Raw genomic sequence first — 23,141 nt, 5'->3', positions numbered from 1 at the left:
CATGGCTGTTTTTTCCGAGTACCGCCGCATCCTCCTCGACGGCGCCGCCGTCCAGGTCACCGTCGACGGGGACGAACTCGTCGCCGGGGACGGCCGTCGCGTCAAGATCGAGGAGGCGCAGCACCTGCCGCCGGTCGTGCCGTCCAAGGTGATCGCCGTCCACCTCAACCACCGCAGCCGTGTGGAGGAGTTCCGGATCGGGCTGCCCGACACCCCGACCTACTTCCACAAGCCGACCTCCGCCCTCAACTCCCACCGGGGCGCCGTCGTCCGGCCCGAGGGCTGCAAGTGGCTCAACTACGAGGGCGAGGTCGCCATCGTCATCGGGAAGACCGCGCGGAACGTCTCCCAGGCGGAGGCGGGGGAGTACATCGCCGGCTACACGGTCGCCAACGACTACGGGCTGCACGACTTCCGCGACACCGACGCCGGCTCCATGCTGCGGGTGAAGGGGTCGGACACGCTGTGCCCGCTGGGCCCCGGTCTGGTCACCGACTGGGACTTCCACGGCAAGCGGCTGCGCACGTACGTGAACGGCGAGGTGGTGCAGGACGGTTCGACCGACGAGATGAAGTGGGACATGCACTATCTCGTCGCCGACATCGCCCGCACGATCACCCTCTACCCGGGCGATGTGCTGCTGTCCGGTACCCCGGCCAACTCGCGGCCCGTCCGGCCCGGCGACGTCGTCGAGGTCGAGGTGGAGGGCCTCGGGCGGCTCACCAACCACATCGTCACCGGGCCCACCCCCATCCGCACCGACGTCGGCGCCCAGCCCACCGAGTCCGAGGAAGTGCTGTCCACCGCGCTCGGCGGGGACTGGGAGTTCCGTGGCATCCGCGCGCCCCGCAGGTAGACGCCACGGCGGGTGCCGGGAGCCGGCGGGTAGGGTCGCGACCATGACCGAATCCGCCGAGGCCTCGCACCAGCCCGACGACCGGCCCGATGCCCGGGCGCGCAAGCGGCTCGGCTACGGGGAGGGGCGCGAGGCGCTGCTCAGGGCCGCGGTCCGGGTCGTCGGCGCGCGGGGACTGCGGCACCTCACCTACCGTGCCGTGGCCGAGGAGGCCGGGGTCACCCACGGCCTGGTCGTCCACCACTTCGGCTCCCGGGACGCGCTGATCGAGGAGTCCCTCGCCTACGCCGTGCACCTCAGCCTCAGCAGCAGCCTGCTGGAGCCCGGCACCGGGAAGCCCGAGGACTTCGTGGCCGGTATGACGGACATGGTCGAGGACGACGCGGACGGCCAGGCGTACCAGTACGAGCTACTCCTTGAGGCCCGCCGCCGGCCCGAGCTGCTCCCGCAGGTCCGCGCGCTCTACGACGAGTACTTCGGCGCCTCCCAGCGCGAGCTGGCCCGCATCCTGCCCGGCGACGTGAGCCCCGCCTTCAACCGGCTGGTCTTCGCCGCCCTCGACGGCCTGGTGCTGCACCAGCTCACCGGCATCGGCGACCGCGCGGACACCGAGGCGGCGCTGGAAGAGCTGCGTTCCCTCCTGCGCACCCTGGGTGAGCGGCCGCCGGAGAACCGCGACTGAGCGTGCCCGACCCGGAACCCCCCGTCGCGGTCGCGCCGGGGGGTTTGCCATGCCCTGGGCACAGCGGTTTCCCTGGCGTAAATTCCCCTTCCCACCCCCTTGTCAGATGGATAGTTCCGGCCCACCATGAGGCAACTCGTTTGGCTCAAAACGAAAACTCTCCCTTCCCCTCAGCAGGTGATCCGAGTGGACAGTCAGACGGTCGACGCCTCTCCGCAGGCCGGAGCGGGCGACCAGCCCGCGGCCACCCTCAAACGCAACGCCCTGGGTGTCCTGGGCATCCTCTTCTTCGTCCTGTCCGCGCAGGCACCGCTCACCGGTATCGCGGGCGCCGTGCCGATCGCCGTCGCCGTGGGCAACGGCGCCGGGGCACCGGCCGCCTACGCCCTCGCCGGAGCGGTGATCCTGCTGTTCTCGGTGGGCTTCGTGGCCATGGGGCGGCACGTCGTGAACGCCGGCGCCTTCTACACGTACATCGGCAAGGGGCTCGGCCGGACGACGGGCAGCGGCAGCGCGGCCGTGGCGCTGTTCGCCTACTGCACGGTCCAGGCCGCGATGTACGGGCTGTACGGGTACACCGTCAGCGGGCTCGTCGAGCACTACTCCGGCGCGCACATCGCCTGGTGGGTGTGGGCCCTGGTGACCATGGTCGTGGTCCAGGTGCTGGGCGCCGCCGGGATCGAGCTGGGCGCCAAGGTCCTCGCCGTGTTCGTGCTGGCCGAGTTCAGCATCCTGCTCGCCTTCGCCCTGGTCACCCTCTTCAAGGGCGGCGGCCCCGAAGGACTCGACTTCGGTGGCACCTTCTCGCCCGGCGCCGTGCTCCAGGGCGCGCCCGGCGTGGCCCTGATGTTCGCCGTCGCCTCCATGTTCGGCTTCGAGGCCACCGCCATCTACGGCGAGGAGGCCCGCGAGCCCCGCAAGACCGTCCCCCGGGCCACCTACCTCTCGGTCGCCGTGGTCACCGGCTTCTTCGCCTTCGTGTCGTGGATGCTGGTCTCCTCGTACGGCCCCTCGAAGGTCACCGCGGCCGCGGGCAAGGCGCTGGCCGGCGGCGACTCCACCGTCTTCGTCTTCGCACCCATCGCCGACCAGTTCGGCGGCTGGGTCAACGACGTCCTGCCGATCCTGCTGGCCACCTCCCTCTTCGCCGGCATCCTCGCCTTCCACAACTCCGCCAACCGCTACCTGTTCTCCCTCAGCCGCGAGGGCCTGCTGCCGGGCCGGCTGCGCACCCTCAACCACCGGCACTCGCCATGGGCCGCGGGCCTGGTCCAGACGGCGATCGCGGTGCTCCTGGTGATGCCCTTCGCCCTCGCCGGCAAGGACCCGGTCCTCACCCTCTTCTCCTGGTTCAGCGGCGTCGGCGTCCTGGCCTGCATGCTGCTGTACTTCCTGACCTCGGTCTCGGTGATCGTCTTCTTCCGCCGCGAGCGCCTCGACACCCGGCCCTGGAACACGTGGATCGCCCCGGCCCTCGGCGCCCTCGGCATCGCCGCCATGATCTGGGTGATCCTGGCCAACTTCACGACCCTCATCGGCGGCGCCACCAGCACGGCCGTCTGGCTCGTCCTCGCCGTCCCCGCCGTCCTGCTCCTCGGGGCGGGCACCGCACGGCTCGTCCACCGCCGCTGACGCACCCCGCCGGGCCCGGCCCCCGCACGGCCGGGCCCCCGCCTTCCGATTGGGAACACCATGCTGGACCTCACCCCCGACGAACTGGTCGGCTGGGCCAAGGCCCTCGACCTGCCCGCGCAGCACCACATCGACGGCACCGACGAGCCGGGGGGCGGAGCGACCTTCGCCGTCGTCTCCCCCCGGGACGGACAGCTCCTCACCCAGGTCGCCGACGCCGGCCAGGCCGAGGTCGACCACGCCGTGGCCGCCGCCCGCCGCGCCTTCGACACCGGGCCCTGGCCCCGCCTGGCGCCCGCCGAGCGCGGCCGGATCCTGCTGCGCATGGCCGAACTCCTCGAAGAACAGCGGGAAGAGCTCGCCCTCACCATCACCCTGGAGATGGGCAAGCCGATCACCGAGGCGTACGCCATCGAGCTGCGCGCCGCGATCACCACCTTCCGCTGGTACGGGCAGCTGGCCGACAAGCTCACCGACGAGTCCCCGCACACCGCCGCCGACGCCCTCGCCCTGGTCACCCGCGAACCGACCGGCGTCGTCGGCGCGGTGGTCCCCTGGAACTTCCCCCTCACCCTGGCGAGCTGGAAGGTGGCCCCGGCGCTCGCGGCCGGCTGCACGGTCGTCCTCAAGCCCTCCGAGTCCTCCCCGCTCTCCGCCCTGCTCCTCGGCCGGATCGGTACCGAGGCCGGACTCCCGCCCGGCGTCCTCAACGTCGTCACCGGCGACGGCCCGACGGCCGGGCGGGCGATCGGACTCCACCCCGACGTCGACGTGCTGGCCTTCACCGGCTCCACCGCCGTCGGCCGCCACTTCCTGCGCTACTCCGCCGACTCCAACCTCAAGCGGGTCTGGCTGGAGCTGGGCGGCAAGTCGCCCAACATCATCCTCCCGGACGCCCCCGACCTGGACCGGGCCGCCGCCACCGCCGCCTGGGGGATCTTCTTCAACCAGGGCGAGATGTGCACCGCGCCCTCCCGGCTCCTGGTCCACTCCTCGATCGCCGAGCGCGTCACGGAGGCCGTCGTCCGCCGGGCCGAGGAACTCCGCATCGGCGACCCGCTCGACCCGGTGACCGAGATGGGCGCGCTGGTCGGGGAGGCGCACCTGGAGCGCGTCCAGGGACACATCACCGCCGGGCGTGAGCAGGGGGCCCGGCTGCGCACCGGCGGCGAACGCACCCTGACGGAGAGCGGCGGCAGCTATCTGCGGCCGACCGTCTTCGACCGCGTCGACCCCGGGATGCGGCTGGCCCGCGAGGAGATCTTCGGCCCGGTGCTGTCCGTCCTCGCCTTCGACGGCCTGGACGAGGCGGTCCGGCTCGCCAACGCCACCGAATACGGGCTCGCGGCCGGTCTGTGGACCTCCGACCTGTCCACCGCGCACCGGGTCTCCCGCACCCTGAAGGCCGGCACGGTCTGGGTGAACTGCTACGAGGAGGGCGACCTGACCGTGCCCTTCGGCGGGATGAAGCAGTCCGGCAACGGGCGGGACAAGTCCGCGCACGCGATCGACAAGTACACCGAACTCAAGACGACCTGGATCCAGCTGTGACCCGTCCGCCCCGCCCGCTCATCGCCGTACCCGCCCGGTTCTCCGCCACCAGCTCGGCGCTGCGCTTCGCCGCCGAGGTCAACGCCCGGGCCCTGATCGAGGCCGTCTGGCGGGCCGGCGGCGAACCCGCGAGCATCCACCCGGCCGACACCGACGTGCCCGGCCGGCTCGCCCGCTTCGACGGCGTGCTGCTGCCCGGCGGCGGCGACCTCGCCCCGTACCGCTACGGCGCCACCGACACCCACGACAGCGTCTACGACGTCGACGACCTCCAGGACACCTTCGACCTCCAAGTCGCCCGCCACGCACTGGAGTCGGGGGTGCCGCTGCTGGCGATCTGCCGGGGGCTCCAGGCCGTGAACGTGGCGCTGGGCGGCACGCTGGAGCAGGACATGGGCGGCCCGGACCGCACCCACCGGCACCTGCGCCACCCGGTGACCCTCCGTCGCGGCTCGCGCGTCGAACAGGCGGTGGGGGAGGAGAAGGCGGATGCCTCCTGCTACCACCACCAGCGCGTGGACCGCCTCGGCACCGGCCTCACCGTCACCGCCACCGCGGCGGACGGCACGGTCGAAGGCCTCGAACTGACCGGCGCCCGGGGCTGGTTCACCGCCGTGCAGTGGCATCCCGAGGACACCGCCCACGAAGACCCGGCGCAGCAGCGCCTGTTCGACGCGTTCGTGCGGGCGGCAGCGTAATGAAGGGGGTCTGATCAGGCGTCCCGATCAGGCGTCCTGATCAGGCCTTGGGGCGTCGCCCGCTGCGGCGCGGTGCGGGTTCGGCGCCGTCGAGCAGCTCCCGCCGCCGCTCCTCGCCGTGCTCCTCGACCTGGAGCACGACCCGCCGCAGCAGCTCCGCGAGGGTCCGGCACTCGGCGTCGCTGAGCCCGGAGGTCACGAAGGCCTCCTCCTCGTTGAACGCCGGGAACACGCGCTGCATCAGCTCCTCGCCCTTCTCGGTGAGGCTGAGCAGGACCAGGCGGCCGTCGCCCGGATGGCCGGCGCGGCCGAGCAGCCCGCGCGACTCCAGGGTGCGGGCCACCCCGGTGAGCGTGCCCTTGGAGATCCCGGCCTCCTCCGCCACATGCCGGGTCTCCGACTCGCCCCACACCCACACGACCCACAGCACCACGAACGCGGTCCAGGTGAGGTCCGAGCCGCGCAGCACGGAGTTCTCCAGGTGCTGGCGCACGGCGGATGCGGCCCGGTGGATGTTGGACACGGCCGCCATCTGGTCCCGGCGGATCGGGATGCCGCCGAGCTTCGCCGAGGCGAGTTTCTCGGCTTCGGTGATGGACCGGTGACCGGGCACGGACGGCTCCTTCGCACACTTCGCGGGGGACCGTACGGCCCCTGACGGTCACACGGTCGTTCGGCCTCAAATTGTACGGCCGCCGGGTCGTGAGCCGGGGAAGGCGAACACAGGTAACCCCAATACATCGGATGAGTCAAGGACTTGAGTCAGGGTTGGTGATGTGAACGCCGAGCTCATGCGCGTGTAGCGGTCCCGAGTGGACGAAATCCCGGCACTGTTGGGGTTGTTGACAGGTGCAAGTCGGGTGCCTAGGTTCCCCGATACACCCGATGTATCGATGATCCGTCAGGTATGGAGGACGATGATGACCTCGCACCCGGAGAAACGTTCACCGGTGCCCCGCAGAGCCGTACTCGGCACCGCCCTGGGCGGCGCGGCGGTCGCGGCCCTGCCCGGCACCGCCCACGCGGCACCGGCGGGAGGACCGGCCGACGCCGGGGCCGCCGCACGCCCCTGGAAACTCCGCGACACCATGACCACCGACGGCGCCTGGGACCGTTTCCTGCGCGGCCAGGACCTGCTGTGGAGCAGGTTGCCGACCCTCTGGTACGAGGGGCCGTTCCTCGGTGACGGGCTGCTCGGCAGCATGGTCTACCAGGAACCGGGCGCCAACCAGATCCGCCTCACCGTCCAGCACGGCCGGGTCCAGGACCACCGGCCGGAGTTCGGCAGCGGCTGGGGCACCGCCCGCCTGCCCGTCGGACACCTCACCCTCGAACCGGCCGGCACCATTACCGCCGTCGACTGGCGCCTCGGCCTTTGGAACGCCGAACTCACCGGCACCGTCACCACCACCGCCGGCACCCTCACCCTCGCCGCCATCGTCCACGACGAGGTCCTCGCCGTCCGTGCCACGGCCGGCGGCGGTGAACGCGTCACCTGGACCTTCCACCCCGAGGAGGCCATCAGCCCCCGCAAGATCCAGGAGTCGCCGCCCGCCGGCTACACCGCCAACCCGCCCTGGACCACCCGGACCACGGCCGACGGCACCGAGCAGGTCCTCCAACCTCTCACCGGCGGCGGCCAGACGGCCACCTCCTACCGCCGTATCGGCGACGAACTGCTGCTGAGCGTCGGCCACAGCTTCCCCTCCGGCAGAGCCGCGGAGGCCGACTCCCGGCGGAACCTGCGGAGTGCTATGTCATACAGCACGCTCAGACGACGCCACACCCGCTGGTGGCACGCCTTCTACCGCAAGAGCTTCGTGTCCTTCCCCGACCAGCGGCTCCAGAGCTTCCACTGGATCCAGCTCTACAAGGTCGCCTCCGCCAGCCGCGCCGGCGGCCCGGTCATGGCCACCCCCGGCCCCTGGCTGGAACCCACCCCCTGGCCCGCGGTCTGGTGGAACCTCAACGTCCAGCTCGAATACTGGCTGATCCATGGCTTCAACCACCCGGAACTGGACGCCCTCGCCACCACCCTGCGCCAGAACCAGGAACAGCTCACCGCCAACGTGCCCGCCGCCTACCGCTCGGACAGCTCCGGCATCGGCCGCAGCTCCGACATGTTCGCCGACCGTGAGGTGGGACGACCCGGCACCGGCGCCGAGACCGGCGACCTCACCTGGGCCCTGCACAATGTCTGGCTGTCGTACCGCCACTCCATGGACAAGTCCCTGCTGCGCGACACGATCTACCCGGTGCTGCGCCGCGCGATCAACTACTACTGGCACTTTTTCACCCCGGGCAGCGACGGCAAACTGCACCTGCCCAGCACGCTCTCGCCCGAGTACCCGATCGTGCCGCCGCAGGACACCAACTACGACCTGGCCCTGATCCGCTGGGGCTGCCAGACACTCCTCGACTCCGCCGAACTGCTCGGCATCGACGACGAGTTGAAGCCCCGCTGGCAGGAGGTACTGGCCCGGCTCACCCCGTACCCGGTCGACGCCAACGGCTTCATGATCGGCGCCGACACCCCGTACGCCCAGTCCCACCGCCACTACTCGCACCTGCTGATGGTGTACCCGCTGTACCTCGTCAACTGGGACCAGCCCGAGAACCGCGACCTGATCACCAGGTCCGTCGTCCGCTGGCACGCGCTGACCGGCGCCCACCGTGGCTACAGCTACACCGGGGCCGCCTCCATGTACGCGATGACCGGCGACGGCGACACCGCCATCGGCTACCTGCGGAAGTTCTTCGACCCCACGACCCGCTACCCCTGCCGGGCCAACACTCACTACACCGAGGCCGGTCCGGTCATCGAGACCCCGCTGTCCGCCTCGCAGTCCCTGCACGACATGTTCTGCCAGAGCTGGGGCGGGATCATCCGGGTCTTCCCGGCCGTGCCGACCGCATGGGCGGACCTCACCCTGCACGACTTCCGCACCCAGGGCGCCTTCCTCGTGAGCGCGGTGCGCAAGGCGGGCAGCACCCGGTTCATCCGGATCCGCAGCCTGGCCGGCGAGCCGCTCAAACTCCGGCACGGCCTGACCGGCCCCCTCACCGTCCTGCTCGACGACGGAACCCCGGCCCACACCCAGGATCTCGGCGACGGCACCCTCGCCATCGACCTGCCCCGCGGCCGCGAGGTCCTCGTGCACTCCGGCTCCCGCCCCGACCTCGTCATCGCTCCCGTCGCCGTCAGCGAACCGGGCGCGGCGTGGGGACTGCCGTAACCACCGACCGGAAGGCAGGGTTCTCATGGCCGTTCCACTCACCAGAACCGTGGCCGCCGCGCTCTGTGCCGGGCTGGCGGCGACCCTCCTCGCGACCGCGTCCGCGCCCGCGCTGGCCGAGCAGCAGCGCCGGCCGCCGTATACCTGGACCGTGTCCGAGGCGGCCCACGCACCCCGCGCCCGGATAGCCCTCGACGACACCACCGGCACCCTCAGTCTCACGGTCTCCCGCGACGGCCGTACCGTCATCGAGCCGTCGCCCGTCGGAATCGTCACCCAACAGGCCGATCTCTCCCAGGGGTTGCGCTTCCTGCACCGCAAGGACCGTACGGTCGAGGAGCGTTACCGGGCGAAGTCCGGCAAGCGCCTGGACCGCCGGGTGCGCATGAACGAGACCCGGCTGTCCTTCGCCACCGCCGCCGGCGCCCGTCTCGACCTCGTCGTCCGCGCCTCCGCCGACGGCATCGCCTACCGCTACGTGCTGCCCGCCGGGTACGGCGACGTCCTCGGCGAGACCTCCGCCTTCGAGCTCCCGGCGGACGCGGGCGCCTGGCTCAGCACCTACCGGGTCGACAACGAGGGCCAGTTCAACCAGTACACCGCCGCGACCGCCCCGACCGGCGAGTACTCGGACCAGGCCCTGTTCGCCACCGACGGCGGCTACACCCTGCTCGCCGAGTCCGACCTCACCGGCAGCTACTCCGGCGCCCGGCTCGCCCACACCCAGGGCACCGGCACGTACCGCGTCCGGCTCGCCGACGGCCAGGTCCACACCGACGGCCCCCTCACCACCCCCTGGCGGGCCATGATCACCGGCGACCTCGCCACCGTCACCCGGTCCACCTTCACCGACGACCTCGCCCCCGCGTCCAAGGTCGCCGACACCTCCTGGATCCGCCCCGGCACCGTGCTGTGGACCTGGCTGGCCGGCGGCCGCACGGCAGGGCAGAGCCTCGACGCGCAGAAGGCGTACGTCGACTACGCGGCCGCACACCACTGGCCCTACGAGGCCGTCGACTCCGGCTGGTACTTCAAGAAGGACGAGTGGGACGTCACCGACCCCGACTGGCAGACCGACAGCTGGATGCCCGAACTCGTCGACTACGCGCGGGCCAAGGGCGTCGGGATCATCGTCTGGATCCACCAGCGCGACCTCGACACCCCCGAGGAACGCGCCCAATGGCTACCTACGCTGGAGCGCTGGGGGGTCAAGGGAGTCAAGATCGACTTCATGAACTCCGAGGCGCAGTCCATGTTCCAGTGGTACGACACCATCCTCGCTCAGACCGCCGCCCACCACCTCATGGTCGACTTCCACGGCGCCACCCTGCCCAAGGGCATCCAGCGCACCTGGCCCCAGGTGATGAGCATGGAGGCCGTCGGCGGCGAGGAGAAGCGCACCAACACCGCCGCCCACCTCACCACCCTGCCCTTCACCCGCAACGTCATCGGCTCCATGGACTTCACCCCCGGCGGCTTCCAGCGCGTCGGCCTGCGCCCGAACTCGGACGCGGCCGAGGCCGGACTCACCGTCGTCTACGAGTCGGGGCTCCAGATGTTCGCGGGCACCCCGGAGTCGTACGACCAACGGCCCCTCGCCCGGGACTTCATGGACCAGGAGCCCGCCGCCTGGGACGACACCCGTCTCCTCGCCGGCAGCCCCGGACAGGAAGCCGTCCTCGCCCGCCGCAGCGGGGACCGCTGGTTCCTCGGCGGGGTGTACGCCGGTGCCGCCCGCACCGCCAGCGTGCCGCTGACCATCGGCCGGGGACGCTGGCTGGTGGAGACGGTCCGGGACGGCGCCGACGGACTCGTGCAGGACCGGCAAGTGCTGAGCGGCGGCGACGAGTTGAGCCTCGACATCGTCGCCAACGGCGGCTTCGCCGGGATCGCCTGCCCCTGGCACCCGGGCGTCACCACCTGCTACCGCTGAGCGCGCACCGCCGCCCGGCGGGCACCGAGCAACAGCCTGAGTGTGCCCGCCGTGGACGGTGACGCCGAACCCCGCAGCACCCCCGTACCGCGGGCCAGTACCGCCTCGGCGGTCATCAGCTCGATCTCGATGAGGGCGCTCACCATCGGCCGGTGCGGCGCCGGCATCAGAGCCAGCACCTCCCGCCCCGACCGCAGATCGGTCCGGGCCGTCTCGACCTCGTACTCCACAAGGGAGCGCAGGCCGTCGGAGGCCCGGCCCGCCTCGAGGTCCTCCACCGTGACCGAGAAGTGCTTCAGAGTCTCCGCCGGGATCCCCAGATGTCCCTCCCGCAGGTCCTCGGCCAGGTCGTTGACGAAGTCGAGCCGCTGGCTGCCGTCGATGAGCGTGCGGCAGGCCGCCCGGAACCGCCCGTCGGTGTCGCTCTCGGGCCCCAGCAGCCCGGCGATCGGCAGAAAGGCGGGCAACGAGTAGGCGTCCACATAGGCCTGGTAGTCGGCCTCGGTCGCGAAGCCGTCGAACTCCAACTCAGCGGCGGCGGTGGTCAGATACGCCTCCACGACCTCCCGGTGCCGCGGATACGAGGAGACGGTGTGCAGGAGGGTGCGGACCAGCGGATCGTCACTGGTGCCGGTCTCCAGCGCGGTGCGCACCCGCCGCTCCCAGGCGGCCCAGGCCACCGCCCGCTCCGGCTTCGGGCCGCTGTCCAGGAGAACGTCCCCGTGGTGCATCACGGCCGTCGCGGCCACCACATGGGGCAGCACGGCAGGCGGCAGCAGCACCCGGCAGGCCAGGTAGGCGCTGCGCCGGTACTGCCGCACCATCCGCCGCTGGGTGCTGTAGTCCCGGCGCAGTTCCGGGTCCGTGATGCCCGCCGCGGTCAGGGTCTTGTTCCACGCGCTCACGGGATGATCGTAGAGGCTGCCGCGGACCGCCCGGCCGGGGGCCGTGAACCGTGCTCTCAGGAAAGGGACTTCAGGAACTCCAGGAGCGCCGCGCTCACCTCGTCCGGCCGCTCCTGCTGGGTCCAGTGTCCGCAGCCCGCCAGTTTGAGGGGCTCGCGCACCAGGTTGGGCATCAGGGCGGGGAGGCGCTCGATGAGTTCGGGCGTGCCCGGGAACGCCGGGACCAGGTCGCGGTCGCCGTAGACGTACAGCGCGGGCGGGGTGACCACGGCGCCCTGCCAGGGGGCGGTGAGTTCCCAGTTGCGATCGAGATTGCGGTACCAGTTGAGGGCGCCGGTGAAGCCGTGGGAGAAACTCTCGGTGAGGGCGTCGAGGTCCGCCTCGGTGAACCACTGCGGCAGGGTCTCCGGATCCGGCATGTCCGCGAGCCAGCCGCGCTCGGGGTCGACCAGCGGCTGCCGGATCTCACCGGTGCCGGCGCCTTCCCCGGACGCCATGGTGAAGAACTTCCGCAGCGTGGTGCGCGGGTCGCGGCCGAACTCGGCGTCGGCGACACCCGGGCGGTTGAAGTAGTTCCAGTAGAAGCGGCCGCCGAACCTCCTGTCCATCGTCTGCAGCGGCGGCTGCGCCCCGCGGAACGGCGGCGGCACGCTCAGCCCGGCCACCCCGCGCACCAGGTCGGGCCGCAGCAGCGCGGTGTGCCAGGCCACCGGCGCGCCCCAGTCGTGCCCGACGACGAAGGCCTGCTCCTCGCCCAGTTCCCGGATCAGCCCGACGACATCGCCGACCAGGTGGAAGATGCTGTACGCCTCGACGTCCTCGGGATGATCGCTGCTTCCGTACCCGCGCTGGTCGGGGGCGATCACGCGGAAGCCGGCCGCGGCCAGCGGGCCGAACTGGTGCTGCCAGGAGTGCCAGGACTCGGGGAAGCCGTGCAGCAGCACGACCAGCGGGCCGGAACCCTCCTCGGCGATGTGCAGCCGGATCCCGTTCACGTCGACCATTCGATGCTGAACCATGTGCACGAGCGTACGCGCAATGATCTTCGGCTACCCGTTCCTGCCCTGCTCCGGCGGCGTCGAAGGCGTGCGTCGCCTCGGGCGTGGTGTCGGGCAGCCGGGTCCGGGGCGGAACGGATCTGCCAGGCCTATTGATTGACGGGAATGCATCGTCAGGAGAGATTGACACCATGGAGCTGCGGCATCTGAAGTACTTCCTGGCGGTCGCCGACACCCGTAACTTCACCCAGGCAGCCGCCCGTTGCCATGTGGCGCAGTCGGCGCTGAGTCAGCAGATCGCCCGGCTGGAGAAGGACGTCGGCGCCCCGCTGTTCAACCGCACGAGCCGGTCGGTACGGCTTACCGCCGCCGGTGAGCTGCTGGAACCGCTGGCCCGGCGCATCCTGTCCGACGTCGACAACGCCCAGGCCGCCCTCGACGCGCTGGCCGGGCTGCACCGGGGCCGGCTGCGGCTGGGCCTGGTGCAGACGATGGCCGTGTCCTTCGACATGGTGGAGGTGGCCGCCGAGTACCGCGCCCGCTACCCCGGCATCGACCTGCGCGTGTCGAACGCGCCCAGCTCCCGGATGGCCGCCGCGGTCCTCGCCGGCACCCTCGACGTCGCCGTGGTCGGCCTCGGCCCCGAGCAGGTGCCGGAGGGACTGGACCGCCGGATGCTGGGCAGCGCCCCGCTGGTCGCCGTCGTACCCCGCGAGCACGCCCTCGCCGACCGCGAGGTCATCGACCTCGCCGAACTGCCGGACAGCCACCCGCTGATCCAGTTCGCCCGCGGCAGCGGCCTGCGCCGACAGGTCGAGGCGGCCTTCGCCCGCGCGGGAGTCGAGGCCGGCCGGCACTTCGAGGTCGGCCAGATCCACGACATGATCCGGCTCGCCGTACGCGGGGTGGGCGTCACCGTCGTCCCCCGCTCCACCGTCGTCGGCCCCGGCCCCCTGCTGGGTCCCGACACCGCCGACGACCTGCCCCGCGGCGCCCGGATGCTGCGCCTGACGGACGACGAGGCCGTGCACCACATCTGCGTGGTCTACGACGGCGCCCGGCTGGCACCGGCCGGCGCGGCCTTCCTCGACGTGCTCGACCGGCACGCAACCCATCGATCGGGATAAGCGATCGCTGCGTGCGAATCCATATGTTGGACAGAGGGGTCGGGTCGGCCGGAGGCTGGAGGGGACGCACCGCACGAGGCGCGCCCCCGTTCCCGACCCGAATGGACCACCATGTCGATCAAGGATGCGGTCCGGCCCGTAGTGCGTGACGCACGGGCCACCGTGCTGCCCGACCCGGCCGACCGCCACGGCCCCCTGCCCCCGGTGATGCTCGCCCTCACCGTGGTCACCGGCCTCGTGGACTCCTTCAGCTACCTGGTGCTCGGCCACGTCTTCGTCGCCAACATGACCGGCAACGTCGTCTTCTCCGGGTTCGCGATCGCGGGCGCCGCCGGCTTCTCCCTGGCCGCCTCACTGGCCGCGCTGGCCGCCTTCGGAGCCGGCGCCCTGGTGGGCGGCCGTATCGCCCACGCACGCCGGGCCCACCGCGGCCGCGTCCTGCACCTGGCGCTCGTCCTGGAGACGGTCCTGGTCCTGGCGGCCTACGCCGTCGCCCGGTTCGACGCCCCGTTGGACGCGGCCGGCGCCCGGTACCCGCTGATCGCACTGCTCGGCCTCGCCCTGGGCATCCAGAACGCGACGGCCCGCGCCCTCGCCGTACCGGACCTGACCACGACCGTCCTGACCATGACCATCACCGGCATCGCCTCCGACAGCAGGGCCGCCGGAGGCCACGGAGGCAGGACGGGCCGCCGCGCCCTCTCGATCCTGGCGATGTTCGCCGGAGCACTCGTCGGCACCTTCGCCGTCCGCTACAGCGACCCGTCCCTGCCGCTGCTGCTCGCCACCCTGCTCCTCGCCGGCTGCACACTGACCGCTTTCACCCTGACCCGCTCGGACGCGAGCTGGACCGACCCGCTGTGACCGGCGTGCGGACGCCGGGGCGCACGGCGGGTCCGGGCGGTCGCCGTCCCTACTTCCCGCGGGCCGCGGCCCGGGTCGGCCGCCCCAGCGCCCAGAACAGGACGCCGAGGAGCATGAATCCGACGAGCGGCACCAGCTCCGTCAGCAGGTACTTCCCGCGCTCGGCGTGGGTCCAGCCGTCCGGCGCGTAGTCGGCGCCGAACCAGTGGTCGCCGGCCCCGGGCGCGACCAGCTGCACGCTGGCGAAGAGGATGAGCAGGGTGAGCACCACGCTGATGACCCAGGGGAACGGGGCCCGGTACGGACGGGGTGTGTCCGGGTACTTGCGGCGCAGGAACGGCAGCGCGGGGAAGATGCCCAGGTAGCTGACGAGGGTCGTCGACACGGCGAGGCCGAGGACCGCGCCGAAGAGCTTGGCCGCGCTGCCGTTGGTCAGCTGGTGGGCCAGGATCAGGACACCGGTGGAGACCAGGCCGCTGAGGATGTTCACCCGCACCGGGGTGCCGAACCTGCTGGAGATCACGCCGAGGAAGCGGGGCGCCGCGCCGTCGTAGCCGGAGACGGCCAGGGCGCGGTCCGAGCCCATGATCCAGGTGACGCCCGAGGACAGCACGGTGAGGATGAACATGATCGCGGCGAGGTCCCCGAGCACGCTGCCGAACCCGCTGAGCGTGGGCGTGCCGTCGGCGGCGACGTGGCCGCCGTACACCGTGAAGACCTGCCGGATCGCGTCGACGAAGCCGCCGAGGCCGGTGATCGCCTTGACCGGCAGGACGAGCAGGATGCCGAGGATCGGCAGCGCGTACAGCAGGACCGAGATGACCGCGCTGCGGAAGATGCCGTAGGGAACGTCCTTCTGCGCGTTCGTCATCTCGTCGCCGGCCGTGTTGGGCAGCTCGAAACCGACGTAGTTGAACATCAGGACCGGCACCAGGCCGACGAATCCCGCGTAGGTCGGCGAGAAATCGCCGATGCCGAAGCCGTGCAGGCCGTGCTGGATGCCGTAGACCACGACCGTGACGGTGAACAGGCCGAGCAGCACGAACCGGCTCCAGGCACCGATGGTCGGGATCCACTTGCCGACGTCGAAGGAGAGGATCGCGGCGAGCACGCCCACCCAGACGAAGACGAGGGTGAAGACGTAGAAGGCGGGGGTGCTCAGGTCCTTCCCGTCGTTGAAGAAGGTGGTGTACGCCGTGACGGCGGAGACGGCGAGGGTGCCGCCCAGCCACACCGGGTTGGTGATCCAGTACAGGAAGTTGTTGACGGCGCCGGCCAGCCGCCCGAAGGCCCGGCTGGTCCAGATGTAGGGGCCGCCCTCGTCGGGGAAGGCGGCCCCGAGCTCGGCGATCAGCAGCGCGGAGGGCACGAAGAACACCACGGCCAGCACGATCAGCCAGGTGAACGCCTCGGCACCGGACGACGCCACGGCGCCGATGGTGTCCACCCCGACGATGGTGCACAACAGGAAGAACAGGATGTCGAAGCGGCCGAAGTGCTTGCGCAGCTTCTGCCGCTCCTCCTGGGCAGCGGCCGGCGCGTCGACCGGCTCGGATGCGATGGGGCCAGCGGTCACCTGTTACTCCAGCGTGCTCGGGTGAGGGGCGGAATTCGGCCAATGATCCGCCGCGACGCACAAGCACACAAGCGCTCGGACCCAAGTCGTGACCATCGCCCCGGCACTCACAGTCGCCGGAAACCTCCGGGAAATCCCCAGGGAACGGAACTGCCCGCCCCTGCTTCCCGGCACCGGTCAGGGCGTCGAGGGGCGGGTCTCCGTCCAGTCCACCAGCAGGCGGCGCTCGGCGAACAGCCACTCCCCGTCCTGCTTGGCGAACTCGTCGAGATAGCGGATCGACGCGATCATCAGGGTGCGCCGACCGTCGTCCGCCACCGAGAGATGGTGTGCCAGGCAGTAGCTCTCGCCGGTAGCGCGGTCCCCGTCCAGGGAGACGGTGCTCTGGCCGTTGAAGTGGGTCGTCGTCCGATACGCGTTGAGGTTGTCGAACACGGGGGCCAGGGAGTCGCGGCCGTGCAGTTCCTGCGTCGGCTGTGCCGCCGTGGCGTCCATGAACACCAGGAAGCGCGTGTCCTCGGTGAACAGGCTCATCTGGCCCTTGGCGTCCCGCCGGTCCGCGCAGTGGGCGTAGGCGTCGACCAGCTCGCGGATGGCCAGCCGGTCGGCGGCCTCCTGCGGGGAGACAGAGGTGTGGGCGGCCATGAGGGGTTCCTCCCGCTTTGCTGCACCCGTCTATTTGACAGATGTCTATTTCACGGAGGTATAAAAGCACTGCCGGTGTGGCCACGCAACGGCCTCGCGCGGGAAGGCCAGGAGGGCAGTGCTCTGAACGACCGGATCGATCCGCGCATCACCCGCACGGTCCGCGCCTTTGAGCAGGCCGTCGTGGAGCTGGCCTCGGAGCGTCCCGTCTCCCAGATCACCGTCGCCGAGCTCGCCGACCGGGCCGGCGTCACCCGGGCGACCTTCTACAACCGTTACAGCACCCCGCTGGACCCGCTCATCCAGGTCCTCTACGACGACCTGGAACGCGCCCATCGCGAGGAGGACGAGCTACGGGCCCTGGGCGGACACTCCGCCCAGGAACTGCTCCGGCTCGCTACCGCCGGGGTCGCCGACCACGTCGAACGGTTCATGGACGTCTACCGGAACTCCCTGGCCGACCCCGCTGACAGCGGTGTCTACGAGGCACTCGTACGGCACTTCGGCGAGTACACCCTGGCGTTCCTGGCCCGTGCCGAACAGCCCGGCCTCCCCGGCGCCGGCCGCCAGGTCATCGCCCAGTTCATGGCCCACGGGTTCGCCGGGGCCATCAAGGCCTGGCTCGACGACCCGTCCGTCACCAAGGACGACCTGGTCGACGCGGCCGTGGCCTGCGCCCCCGCCTGGTGGACGTCCGGCCCCGCACCGGACACCGCCTCCCAGCAACGGAGAACCTCGTGAACGTCGTCGTGTTCGGTGCGTCCGGCATGGTCGGACAAGGCGTCCTGCGCGCCTGCCTCCTGGACCCCACGGTCAGCAGTGTCCTGGTGGTGGGCCGCCGCCCGCTCGGCATCACCCACCCGAAGCTGACCGAGGTCAGCCACGACGACTTCACCGACCTGTCCGCCATCGGCGACCGGCTGACCGGTCTGGACGCCTGCTTCTACTGCCTCGGCGTCTCCTCCACCGGCATGAGCGAGGCCGAATACACCCGCGTGACCTACGACTTCACGCTCGCCGCCGCCCACGCGGTGCTCGCCGCCAGCCCCGGACCGACCTTCACCTACGTCTCCGGCGAGGGCACCGACAGCACCGAACAGGGCCGCACCATGTGGGCGCGGGTGAAGGGCCGCACCGAGAACGCCCTGCTCGCTCTGCCGATGAACGCGTACATGTTCCGCCCCGGCTACATCCAGCCCCGCCACGGAGCGGTCTCCCGGACCCGCTCCTACCGCGTCATGTACACCCTCACCTCCTGGGGCTACCCCCTGCTGCACCGCCTCGTCCCCGCTCACACCACGACCACCGAACACCTGGGCCGCGCCATGCTGGCGGTGACCCGCGCGGGCGTGACCGAGAGCAGGGTGCTGTACAGCAAGGACATCAACCGCCTGGGCACCTGACGGTTCACTTCCGTACCGAGGACCCGGCCCGCCGCGCGGCCACGAGCATGACGACCAGGGCGGCCAGCGCGAGCGCGGCACCGGTGCACAGCGGCGCCGTGTAGCCGAGGCCCGCGGTGATGGCCAGGCCGCCGAGCCAGGCGCCGAGGGCGTTGCCGACGTTGGACGCGGACACGTTGGCGCTCGCGGCCAGCGCCGCTCCGTGGGCGGCGTCGGTCACCCTGGTGATCATGCCGGGTACGGCGGCGAACCCGGTCACCCCCATCAGGAACACCAGCACCACCGACGCCACGGCACTGCCGGCCAGCAGGCCGAACAGGGCCAGGGTGACGGTCAGTCCGAGGAGCGCGAGGATCAGGGCGCGGTCCCGATCGCGGTCGGCCGCCCGGCCGCCGACCAGGTTCCCGACCACCAGACCGACGCCGTACACCATCAGCAGCCAGGCGACATCCGCCGAGGAGAACCCGCCGACCTCGGTGAAGGTGTACGCGATGTAGCTGAACGCCCCGAACATCCCGCCGTAGCCGAGCGCGGTGGCCGCCAGCGTGAGCCAGACCTGCGAGGAGCGGAACGCACGGAACTGGTCCCGCGGCCCACCGGGTGCCCCGCCCTCCGGCACCGCGCCCGCCCGGCCGGGGACGAGGGCCACGATGCCGGCGAGCGCCAGCACACCGATCGCGGTGACGGCCCAGAAGGCCGCCCGCCAGCCCCAGCGCTCGCCCACCAGCGCACCGAACGGCACACCCAGGACGTTCGCGAGCGTCAGCCCGGCGAACATCACCGCCACCGCGCGGGACTTCCGCTCCGGTGCGACCAGACCACGGGCGACGAGTGAGCCGATGCCGAAGAACGAGCCGTGGCACAGGGCGGCGACGATCCGCCCGAGCAGCATCACGGAGTAGGTGGGCGCGACCGCGGACAGCAGGTTGCCGACGACGAACAGTGCCACCAGACCGACCAGGACCTGCTTGCGGGGCAGCCGCGCCGTCGCCGCGGTGAGCGCGATCGCGCCGACGGCGACACTCAGCGCGTACCCCGAGATCAGCCGGCCGGCGGTCGCCTCGGACACCGCGAAATCCGACGCCACCTGCGGCAGCAGCCCGGCGATCAGGAACTCGGTGAGCCCGATGCCGAACCCGCCGAGGGCCAGCGCGATCAGGCCACCCGGCATCCGTCGCGGCTCGACCGCGCGCACGTCCACCGGCACCTGCGCGTCACCGACGCCGAAATCACCCATGGGACGACCCTCATGGCCGACGGCGGCTCCGTCCATGGACAAAGATCGACGAGGCTTGGACGAATCAACAGGGTGCGGTCGCGCCCCCGGTTGCCCGTTCGTGCCAACTCGATCCGTGGATAAGGCAGTTGACTCTGACCGGCGCCGTGACGGTGGCGACGGCGTCGTAGCCTGGCGAGGATTGTTGATCACAGCCGATCGCAGGTGCGCCACCTCGGAAAGAGAGTGGAATTCCCATGATTGCGGTGCCGCCGTTCTACTGTCCGATACCTTCCGCGGAATCCCCGCACACCGCGGCCGCCGAACGCACGGTCGTGGAGTGGCTCGACAAGTTCGAGCTGTTCGAAAGCCCCACCCAGCGCGACTACTTCGCCCGCTCGCACTTCCCGGCCTTCCCCGGACGGTCCCTGCCGGACGCCGACCCGGAACTGCTGGTGCTCCCCGGCAAGGAGGTGATGTGGCTTCAGTCGTTCGACGACGTGCACAGCGACGAGAAGCCGGGCGCCACCCCGCCCGAGGAGTACATCCCGCTGCTGGCCAGGCTGACCAGGATCATGGAGGACCCGCAGGCCCCGCTGCTGCCGGACAACCCGTGGGCACAGGCCCTGCGCGACCTGCGGCTCGACGTCGGTGAGCGGGCCACGGACGTCCAGACCGAACGCTGGGTGCAGGCCAACGTCGAGTACTTCGACGGGCTGCTCTGGGAGGCCGTCAACCGTGCGGAGGGGCGGATCCCGTCCCTCGACGACTACGTGGCCATGTGGCTGAAGCAGTCCGGGGTCTACCCCTGCATCGTCTTCACGGACATCGCCTGCGGCTACGAGGTGCCCGCCGCCGACTGGGCCGGCCCCCGGGCCCGCACCCTGCGCGAGATGACCTCGGTCCTCATCGGCTGGGACAACGACCTGACCTCGTACGACAAGGAGGTCGCCCGCGCCGCCGAGCGGAACTTCCCCGTGGTGCAGAACCTGGTGTCGGTGCTGGCGGCGCAGTACGCCCTGCCGGAGGCGGAGGCCGTCGCACTCGCCGGGGCGATGCGGGACCGTGCGATGGCGAAGTTCCTGGCGCTGCGGGACGAGACGGTGGCCACCGGCGGTCCCGAACTCGCCCGGTACGCCATGGGGTTGGGCCAGTGGATCCGCGGCTACCTCGACTACAGCGGCCGCTCCCCGCGCTACACCGACCCCACCAACGCGGACGACGCGGCCGTCGCCGATCCGGCCCGCCCCGGCTGGACGGTGGCCGACACCCCCGGGCCCGGCGCCATCCGTACCGACCTGCCGGCCCCGGCCTGCATCGACTCCTGGTGGGCGTGATCGACATGACGCAGTCACTGAACACGCGCGAGCAGACGTCGGCCGGGTTCCGTCCGGTGCCGGTGGCGCCCGGCCGGCTGCCGCTGCTGGGGCACGCCGTACCGCTGTTCCGCCGCCCGCTGCACTTCCTGCGCTCGCTGGAACAGGTCGGCGAGCTGGTCCGGGTGGACATCGGCGCGCTGCCGATGGTGGTGATCACCGACGCCGGGCTGACCCGGCAGGTGCTCACCGACAGCCGCACCTTCGACAAGGGCGGCGCCCTGTTCGACAAGGTGCGGGAACTCACCGGCGACTCCCTCCTCACCAGCCGTTTCGAGACGCACCGGCGGCAACGCCGGCTGATGCAGCCCGCGTTCGGCCGCGCCCGGGTCCAGACCTACGCCAAGGTCATGAACTCCATGATCGACGCGGTCCTGGGGGAGTGGGAGGAGGGTGCGGTGATCGACGTCGCGGCCGCGACGTACGACATCACCTCGCGTACGGCGGCCCGCACCATGTTCGCCGCCGATGTCGCCGGACCGGCGGCCGCGCGGGTCGTGGACGCCCTCTCCGTCTACCTGCACGGGCTGTTCCTCCGCATGATGGAGCCCACCGGAGTGCTCGGCCGGGTGCCCACCCCGGGCAACATCCGTTACGACCGGGCCGTGCGACTGCTGCACTCCTCCGTCGACGAGATCATCGAGGCGTACCGGGCGTCCGGCGAGGACCACGGGGACCTGCTCTCCATGCTGCTGGCCGCCGGCGCCGACGACGACGGCGAACGCCTGAGCCCGCAGGAGATCCACGACCAGGTGATCACCCTGTTCCTGGCCGGGATCGAGACGACGGCCGCCGCCCTCTCCTGGTCGCTGTACCTGCTCGGCGCCCACCCCGAGGCCGCCGAACGGCTGCGGACCGAGGTGGACTCGGTGCTCGGCGGCCGCTCCGCCGACTGGGAAGACATCGGCTCGCTCCCGGAGACCCGCCGGGTGATCACCGAGGCGCTGCGGATGTACCCGCCGGGCTGGATCTTCACCCGGGTCACCACGGCGGAGGTGGAACTGGGCCCGCACCTGCTGCCCGCGGGCACCGGCCTCGCGTACAGCCCCTACCTGCTGCACCACGACCCCGAGGTGTTCGCCGACCCCGACCGGTTCGAGCCGGACCGGTGGCTGCCGGAGCGGGCCGCCGCCCTGCCGAAGGACGCGTTCGTGCCGTTCGGCGGCGGTGTCCACAAGTGCATCGGCGACATGTTCGGGTTGACCGAGGCGACCCTGGCCCTGGCGACGATCGCGGCCCGCTGGACCCTGACCCCGGAGTTCCAGGGCCCGGTCGAGCCGGCGCCACGGCGTGCCACGCTCAGCCCCGCCCGACTCCCGATGCGGGTGACCAGACGGCCGTAGCCACTTCGGGAACCGGATGCGGGCGGCGGGAAAACCCGGTGGACGGGCGGGCGTTCGATGCGTAACGTCCGTGGGGCCGTGCTGATCCGCGAGGAGGTGAGACCCATGAACGCTGTATTCGAGTGGGTGCTCCCTCTCTCCGTCACGGTCGGGCGATTGACGTAGGCGTCGCCGGGAGCGCCTGAACCACAAGGCCATCCCGAAAGGCAACAACCTATGCATTCCGTGCAGTTCACCGCCGAGACGTCGTCCAACGGCGTCGTCGAACGCGACTTCACCGTGGACGGGATCCCCGGTGTGCTCTGGTCGCCCGTGTCCGGCCCCGAGCGCGCGCCCCTGGTCCTGATGGGCCACGGCGGCGGCACCCACAAGAGGTGGCCGGCGATGCCGGGCCGCGCGCACCGACTGGTCGACGTCGGCGGGTTCCACGTCGCCTGCATCGACTCGCCCGGCCATGGCGACCGGCCGCGCACGGCATACGACGAGCAGGAGATCGCCGCGCTCTACCGGGCGCGGGAGGCGGGCGAGCCGGAAGGCCCGATCGTCGTCCGCTACAACGCCCACCTCGCCGAGCGCGCCGTGCCCGAGTGGCAGGCGACCCTGGACGCCCTCCAGGCCCTTCCGGAGATCGGCGCCGAAGGCCCGGTGGGCTACTACGGCCTCAACATGGCCACCGCGATCGGGGTGCCGCTGACGGCGGCCGATCCCCGGATCACCGCCGCGGTCCTCGGCCTGCACTGGCCCGACGCCCTGGCCGCGACGGCACGGCGGATCACCGTCCCGGTCCAGTTCCATCTCCAGTGGGACGACGAACACATCCCGCGCGAGGCCGGTCTCGCGCTGTTCGACGCCTTCGCCTCCGAGGAGAAGACCCTGCACGCCAACGCGGGCAGGCACAAGGAACACCCCAGGTTCGAGGCCGACAGCGCGGCCCGCTTCTTCGCCCGGCACCTCACCCGGTCCGTGCCGGCAGCGGCCCTGAGCTGACGGCCCGTCGGCGCCCGGCAGTCTGCCGGGCGCCGGCACCGCTCCTCGCGAAACCCTTTCTTCACACCTTGACTTAACATCGCGGATATTGCTTGGATCTCGGTTCGGCACGG

20 protein-coding genes are annotated in these 23,141 nt (G+C 71.4%); 14 read left to right on the top strand and 6 right to left on the bottom strand.

Features of this window, described 5'->3' with window-relative positions; translation table 11 throughout:
- The first annotated feature begins 1 nt into the window (after window position 1).
- The 5 genes from KVT45_RS36695 (at window position 2) to KVT45_RS36675 (ending at window position 5,419) form a co-directional block, all read left to right on the top strand.
- Window positions 2-856: a fumarylacetoacetate hydrolase family protein gene (locus KVT45_RS36695; protein WP_217553501.1), complete on the top strand. Its 855-nt coding sequence runs from the start codon at window positions 2-4 to the stop codon at window positions 854-856.
- A 43-nt stretch (window positions 857-899) separates the two neighbouring features.
- Window positions 900-1,538, top strand: coding sequence for a TetR/AcrR family transcriptional regulator (locus tag KVT45_RS36690; RefSeq protein ID WP_217553500.1), 639 nt, complete (start codon window positions 900-902; stop codon window positions 1,536-1,538).
- A 186-nt stretch (window positions 1,539-1,724) separates the two neighbouring features.
- Complete coding sequence (locus KVT45_RS36685; protein ID WP_308310973.1) at window positions 1,725-3,170, top strand: APC family permease; 1,446 nt, start codon at window positions 1,725-1,727, stop codon at window positions 3,168-3,170.
- 60 nt (window positions 3,171-3,230) lie between these two features.
- Window positions 3,231-4,721 (top strand): aldehyde dehydrogenase, encoded by a 1,491-nt coding sequence (locus tag KVT45_RS36680; RefSeq protein ID WP_217553498.1) that lies wholly within the window; start codon window positions 3,231-3,233, stop codon window positions 4,719-4,721.
- Window positions 4,718-5,419: a gamma-glutamyl-gamma-aminobutyrate hydrolase family protein gene (locus KVT45_RS36675; RefSeq protein ID WP_217553497.1), complete on the top strand. Its 702-nt coding sequence runs from the start codon at window positions 4,718-4,720 to the stop codon at window positions 5,417-5,419. Before KVT45_RS36680 ends, KVT45_RS36675 begins: the two co-directional genes overlap by 4 nt.
- 40 nt (window positions 5,420-5,459) lie before the next feature.
- Here the strand turns inward: KVT45_RS36675 and KVT45_RS36670 are convergent, their stop codons facing one another.
- Entirely contained in the window at window positions 5,460-6,032 is a 573-nt protein-coding gene (locus KVT45_RS36670; RefSeq protein ID WP_217553496.1) for a MarR family winged helix-turn-helix transcriptional regulator, read from the bottom strand.
- A 307-nt stretch (window positions 6,033-6,339) separates the two neighbouring features.
- Here KVT45_RS36670 and KVT45_RS36665 point away from each other — a divergent pair, with 307 nt between their 5' ends.
- A complete protein-coding gene (locus KVT45_RS36665; protein ID WP_217553495.1) occupies window positions 6,340-8,655 on the top strand; it encodes a Tat pathway signal sequence domain protein in 2,316 nt (771 codons plus the stop codon).
- A gap of 25 nt (window positions 8,656-8,680) precedes the next feature.
- Window positions 8,681-10,588: a glycoside hydrolase family 97 protein gene (locus tag KVT45_RS36660; RefSeq protein ID WP_217553494.1), complete on the top strand. Its 1,908-nt coding sequence runs from the start codon at window positions 8,681-8,683 to the stop codon at window positions 10,586-10,588.
- On the opposite strand, the gene KVT45_RS36655 is transcribed toward KVT45_RS36660, so the two are convergent.
- Complete coding sequence (locus KVT45_RS36655; RefSeq protein ID WP_217553493.1) at window positions 10,579-11,493, bottom strand: squalene/phytoene synthase family protein; 915 nt, start codon at window positions 11,491-11,493, stop codon at window positions 10,579-10,581. The genes KVT45_RS36660 and KVT45_RS36655 overlap by 10 nt on opposite strands.
- A gap of 56 nt (window positions 11,494-11,549) precedes the next feature.
- On the bottom strand, window positions 11,550-12,512 hold the full coding sequence (locus tag KVT45_RS36650; protein WP_254647876.1) for an alpha/beta fold hydrolase: 963 nt from the start codon (window positions 12,510-12,512) through the stop codon (window positions 11,550-11,552).
- A gap of 170 nt (window positions 12,513-12,682) precedes the next feature.
- Between KVT45_RS36650 and KVT45_RS36645 the strand changes: the two genes are divergently transcribed.
- Both KVT45_RS36645 and KVT45_RS36640 read left to right on the top strand, forming a co-directional pair.
- Window positions 12,683-13,618 (top strand): LysR family transcriptional regulator, encoded by a 936-nt coding sequence (locus tag KVT45_RS36645; protein ID WP_217553492.1) that lies wholly within the window; start codon window positions 12,683-12,685, stop codon window positions 13,616-13,618.
- A gap of 111 nt (window positions 13,619-13,729) precedes the next feature.
- Window positions 13,730-14,482: a YoaK family protein gene (locus KVT45_RS36640; RefSeq protein WP_217553491.1), complete on the top strand. Its 753-nt coding sequence runs from the start codon at window positions 13,730-13,732 to the stop codon at window positions 14,480-14,482.
- Between the two features lie 49 nt (window positions 14,483-14,531).
- Here the strand turns inward: KVT45_RS36640 and KVT45_RS36635 are convergent, their stop codons facing one another.
- Together KVT45_RS36635 and KVT45_RS36630 are read right to left on the bottom strand one after the other, a co-directional pair.
- Complete coding sequence (locus KVT45_RS36635) at window positions 14,532-16,058, bottom strand: APC family permease (protein ID WP_217553490.1); 1,527 nt, start codon at window positions 16,056-16,058, stop codon at window positions 14,532-14,534.
- 177 nt (window positions 16,059-16,235) lie between these two features.
- Window positions 16,236-16,703 (bottom strand): nuclear transport factor 2 family protein, encoded by a 468-nt coding sequence (locus KVT45_RS36630; RefSeq protein WP_217553489.1) that lies wholly within the window; start codon window positions 16,701-16,703, stop codon window positions 16,236-16,238.
- 75 nt (window positions 16,704-16,778) lie between these two features.
- On the opposite strand from KVT45_RS36630, the gene KVT45_RS36625 reads away from it, so the two are divergent.
- On the top strand, window positions 16,779-17,444 hold the full coding sequence (locus tag KVT45_RS36625; RefSeq protein WP_217553488.1) for a TetR/AcrR family transcriptional regulator: 666 nt from the start codon (window positions 16,779-16,781) through the stop codon (window positions 17,442-17,444).
- Window positions 17,441-18,106, top strand: coding sequence for an epimerase (locus tag KVT45_RS36620; RefSeq protein WP_217553487.1), 666 nt, complete (start codon window positions 17,441-17,443; stop codon window positions 18,104-18,106). Before KVT45_RS36625 ends, KVT45_RS36620 begins: the two co-directional genes overlap by 4 nt.
- A 4-nt stretch (window positions 18,107-18,110) precedes the next feature.
- Here the strand turns inward: KVT45_RS36620 and KVT45_RS36615 are convergent, their stop codons facing one another.
- Window positions 18,111-19,277: an MFS transporter gene (locus KVT45_RS36615; protein ID WP_217553563.1), complete on the bottom strand. Its 1,167-nt coding sequence runs from the start codon at window positions 19,275-19,277 to the stop codon at window positions 18,111-18,113.
- Window positions 19,278-19,579: 302 nt separating this feature from the next.
- On the opposite strand from KVT45_RS36615, the gene KVT45_RS36610 reads away from it, so the two are divergent.
- The 3 genes from KVT45_RS36610 (at window position 19,580) to KVT45_RS36600 (ending at window position 23,028) form a co-directional block, all read left to right on the top strand.
- Window positions 19,580-20,659 (top strand): hypothetical protein, encoded by a 1,080-nt coding sequence (locus tag KVT45_RS36610; RefSeq protein WP_217553486.1) that lies wholly within the window; start codon window positions 19,580-19,582, stop codon window positions 20,657-20,659.
- A 5-nt stretch (window positions 20,660-20,664) separates the two neighbouring features.
- A complete protein-coding gene (locus KVT45_RS36605; RefSeq protein WP_254647875.1) occupies window positions 20,665-22,041 on the top strand; it encodes a cytochrome P450 in 1,377 nt (458 codons plus the stop codon).
- Between the two features lie 216 nt (window positions 22,042-22,257).
- Complete coding sequence (locus KVT45_RS36600; protein ID WP_217553485.1) at window positions 22,258-23,028, top strand: dienelactone hydrolase family protein; 771 nt, start codon at window positions 22,258-22,260, stop codon at window positions 23,026-23,028.
- Window positions 23,029-23,141 lie beyond the last annotated feature (113 nt).

It is taken from the genome of Streptomyces sp. GbtcB6 (genome assembly GCF_019091475.1).
GTDB classification, from domain to species: domain Bacteria; phylum Actinomycetota; class Actinomycetes; order Streptomycetales; family Streptomycetaceae; genus Streptomyces; species Streptomyces hyaluromycini.
This window is presented reverse-complemented; position numbering and strand designations above follow the sequence as displayed.

What these genes read in the sequence shown, in the direction of transcription:
- KVT45_RS36695 (WP_217553501.1), top strand. Translation starts at nt 2, where the DNA reads ATGGCTGTTTTTTCCGAGTACCGCCGCATCCTCCTCGACGGCGCCGCC.
- KVT45_RS36690 (WP_217553500.1), top strand. Translation starts at nt 900, where the DNA reads ATGACCGAATCCGCCGAGGCCTCGCACCAGCCCGACGACCGGCCCGAT.
- KVT45_RS36680 (WP_217553498.1), top strand. Translation starts at nt 3,231, where the DNA reads ATGCTGGACCTCACCCCCGACGAACTGGTCGGCTGGGCCAAGGCCCTC.
- KVT45_RS36665 (WP_217553495.1), top strand. Translation starts at nt 6,340, where the DNA reads ATGACCTCGCACCCGGAGAAACGTTCACCGGTGCCCCGCAGAGCCGTA.
- KVT45_RS36660 (WP_217553494.1), top strand. Translation starts at nt 8,681, where the DNA reads ATGGCCGTTCCACTCACCAGAACCGTGGCCGCCGCGCTCTGTGCCGGG.
- KVT45_RS36650 (WP_254647876.1), bottom strand. Translation starts at nt 12,512, where the DNA reads ATGGTTCAGCATCGAATGGTCGACGTGAACGGGATCCGGCTGCACATC.
- KVT45_RS36645 (WP_217553492.1), top strand. Translation starts at nt 12,683, where the DNA reads ATGGAGCTGCGGCATCTGAAGTACTTCCTGGCGGTCGCCGACACCCGT.
- KVT45_RS36640 (WP_217553491.1), top strand. Translation starts at nt 13,730, where the DNA reads ATGTCGATCAAGGATGCGGTCCGGCCCGTAGTGCGTGACGCACGGGCC.
- KVT45_RS36630 (WP_217553489.1), bottom strand. Translation starts at nt 16,703, where the DNA reads ATGGCCGCCCACACCTCTGTCTCCCCGCAGGAGGCCGCCGACCGGCTG.
- KVT45_RS36615 (WP_217553563.1), bottom strand. Translation starts at nt 19,277, where the DNA reads ATGCCGGGTGGCCTGATCGCGCTGGCCCTCGGCGGGTTCGGCATCGGG.
- KVT45_RS36610 (WP_217553486.1), top strand. Translation starts at nt 19,580, where the DNA reads ATGATTGCGGTGCCGCCGTTCTACTGTCCGATACCTTCCGCGGAATCC.
- KVT45_RS36605 (WP_254647875.1), top strand. Translation starts at nt 20,665, where the DNA reads ATGACGCAGTCACTGAACACGCGCGAGCAGACGTCGGCCGGGTTCCGT.
- KVT45_RS36600 (WP_217553485.1), top strand. Translation starts at nt 22,258, where the DNA reads ATGCATTCCGTGCAGTTCACCGCCGAGACGTCGTCCAACGGCGTCGTC.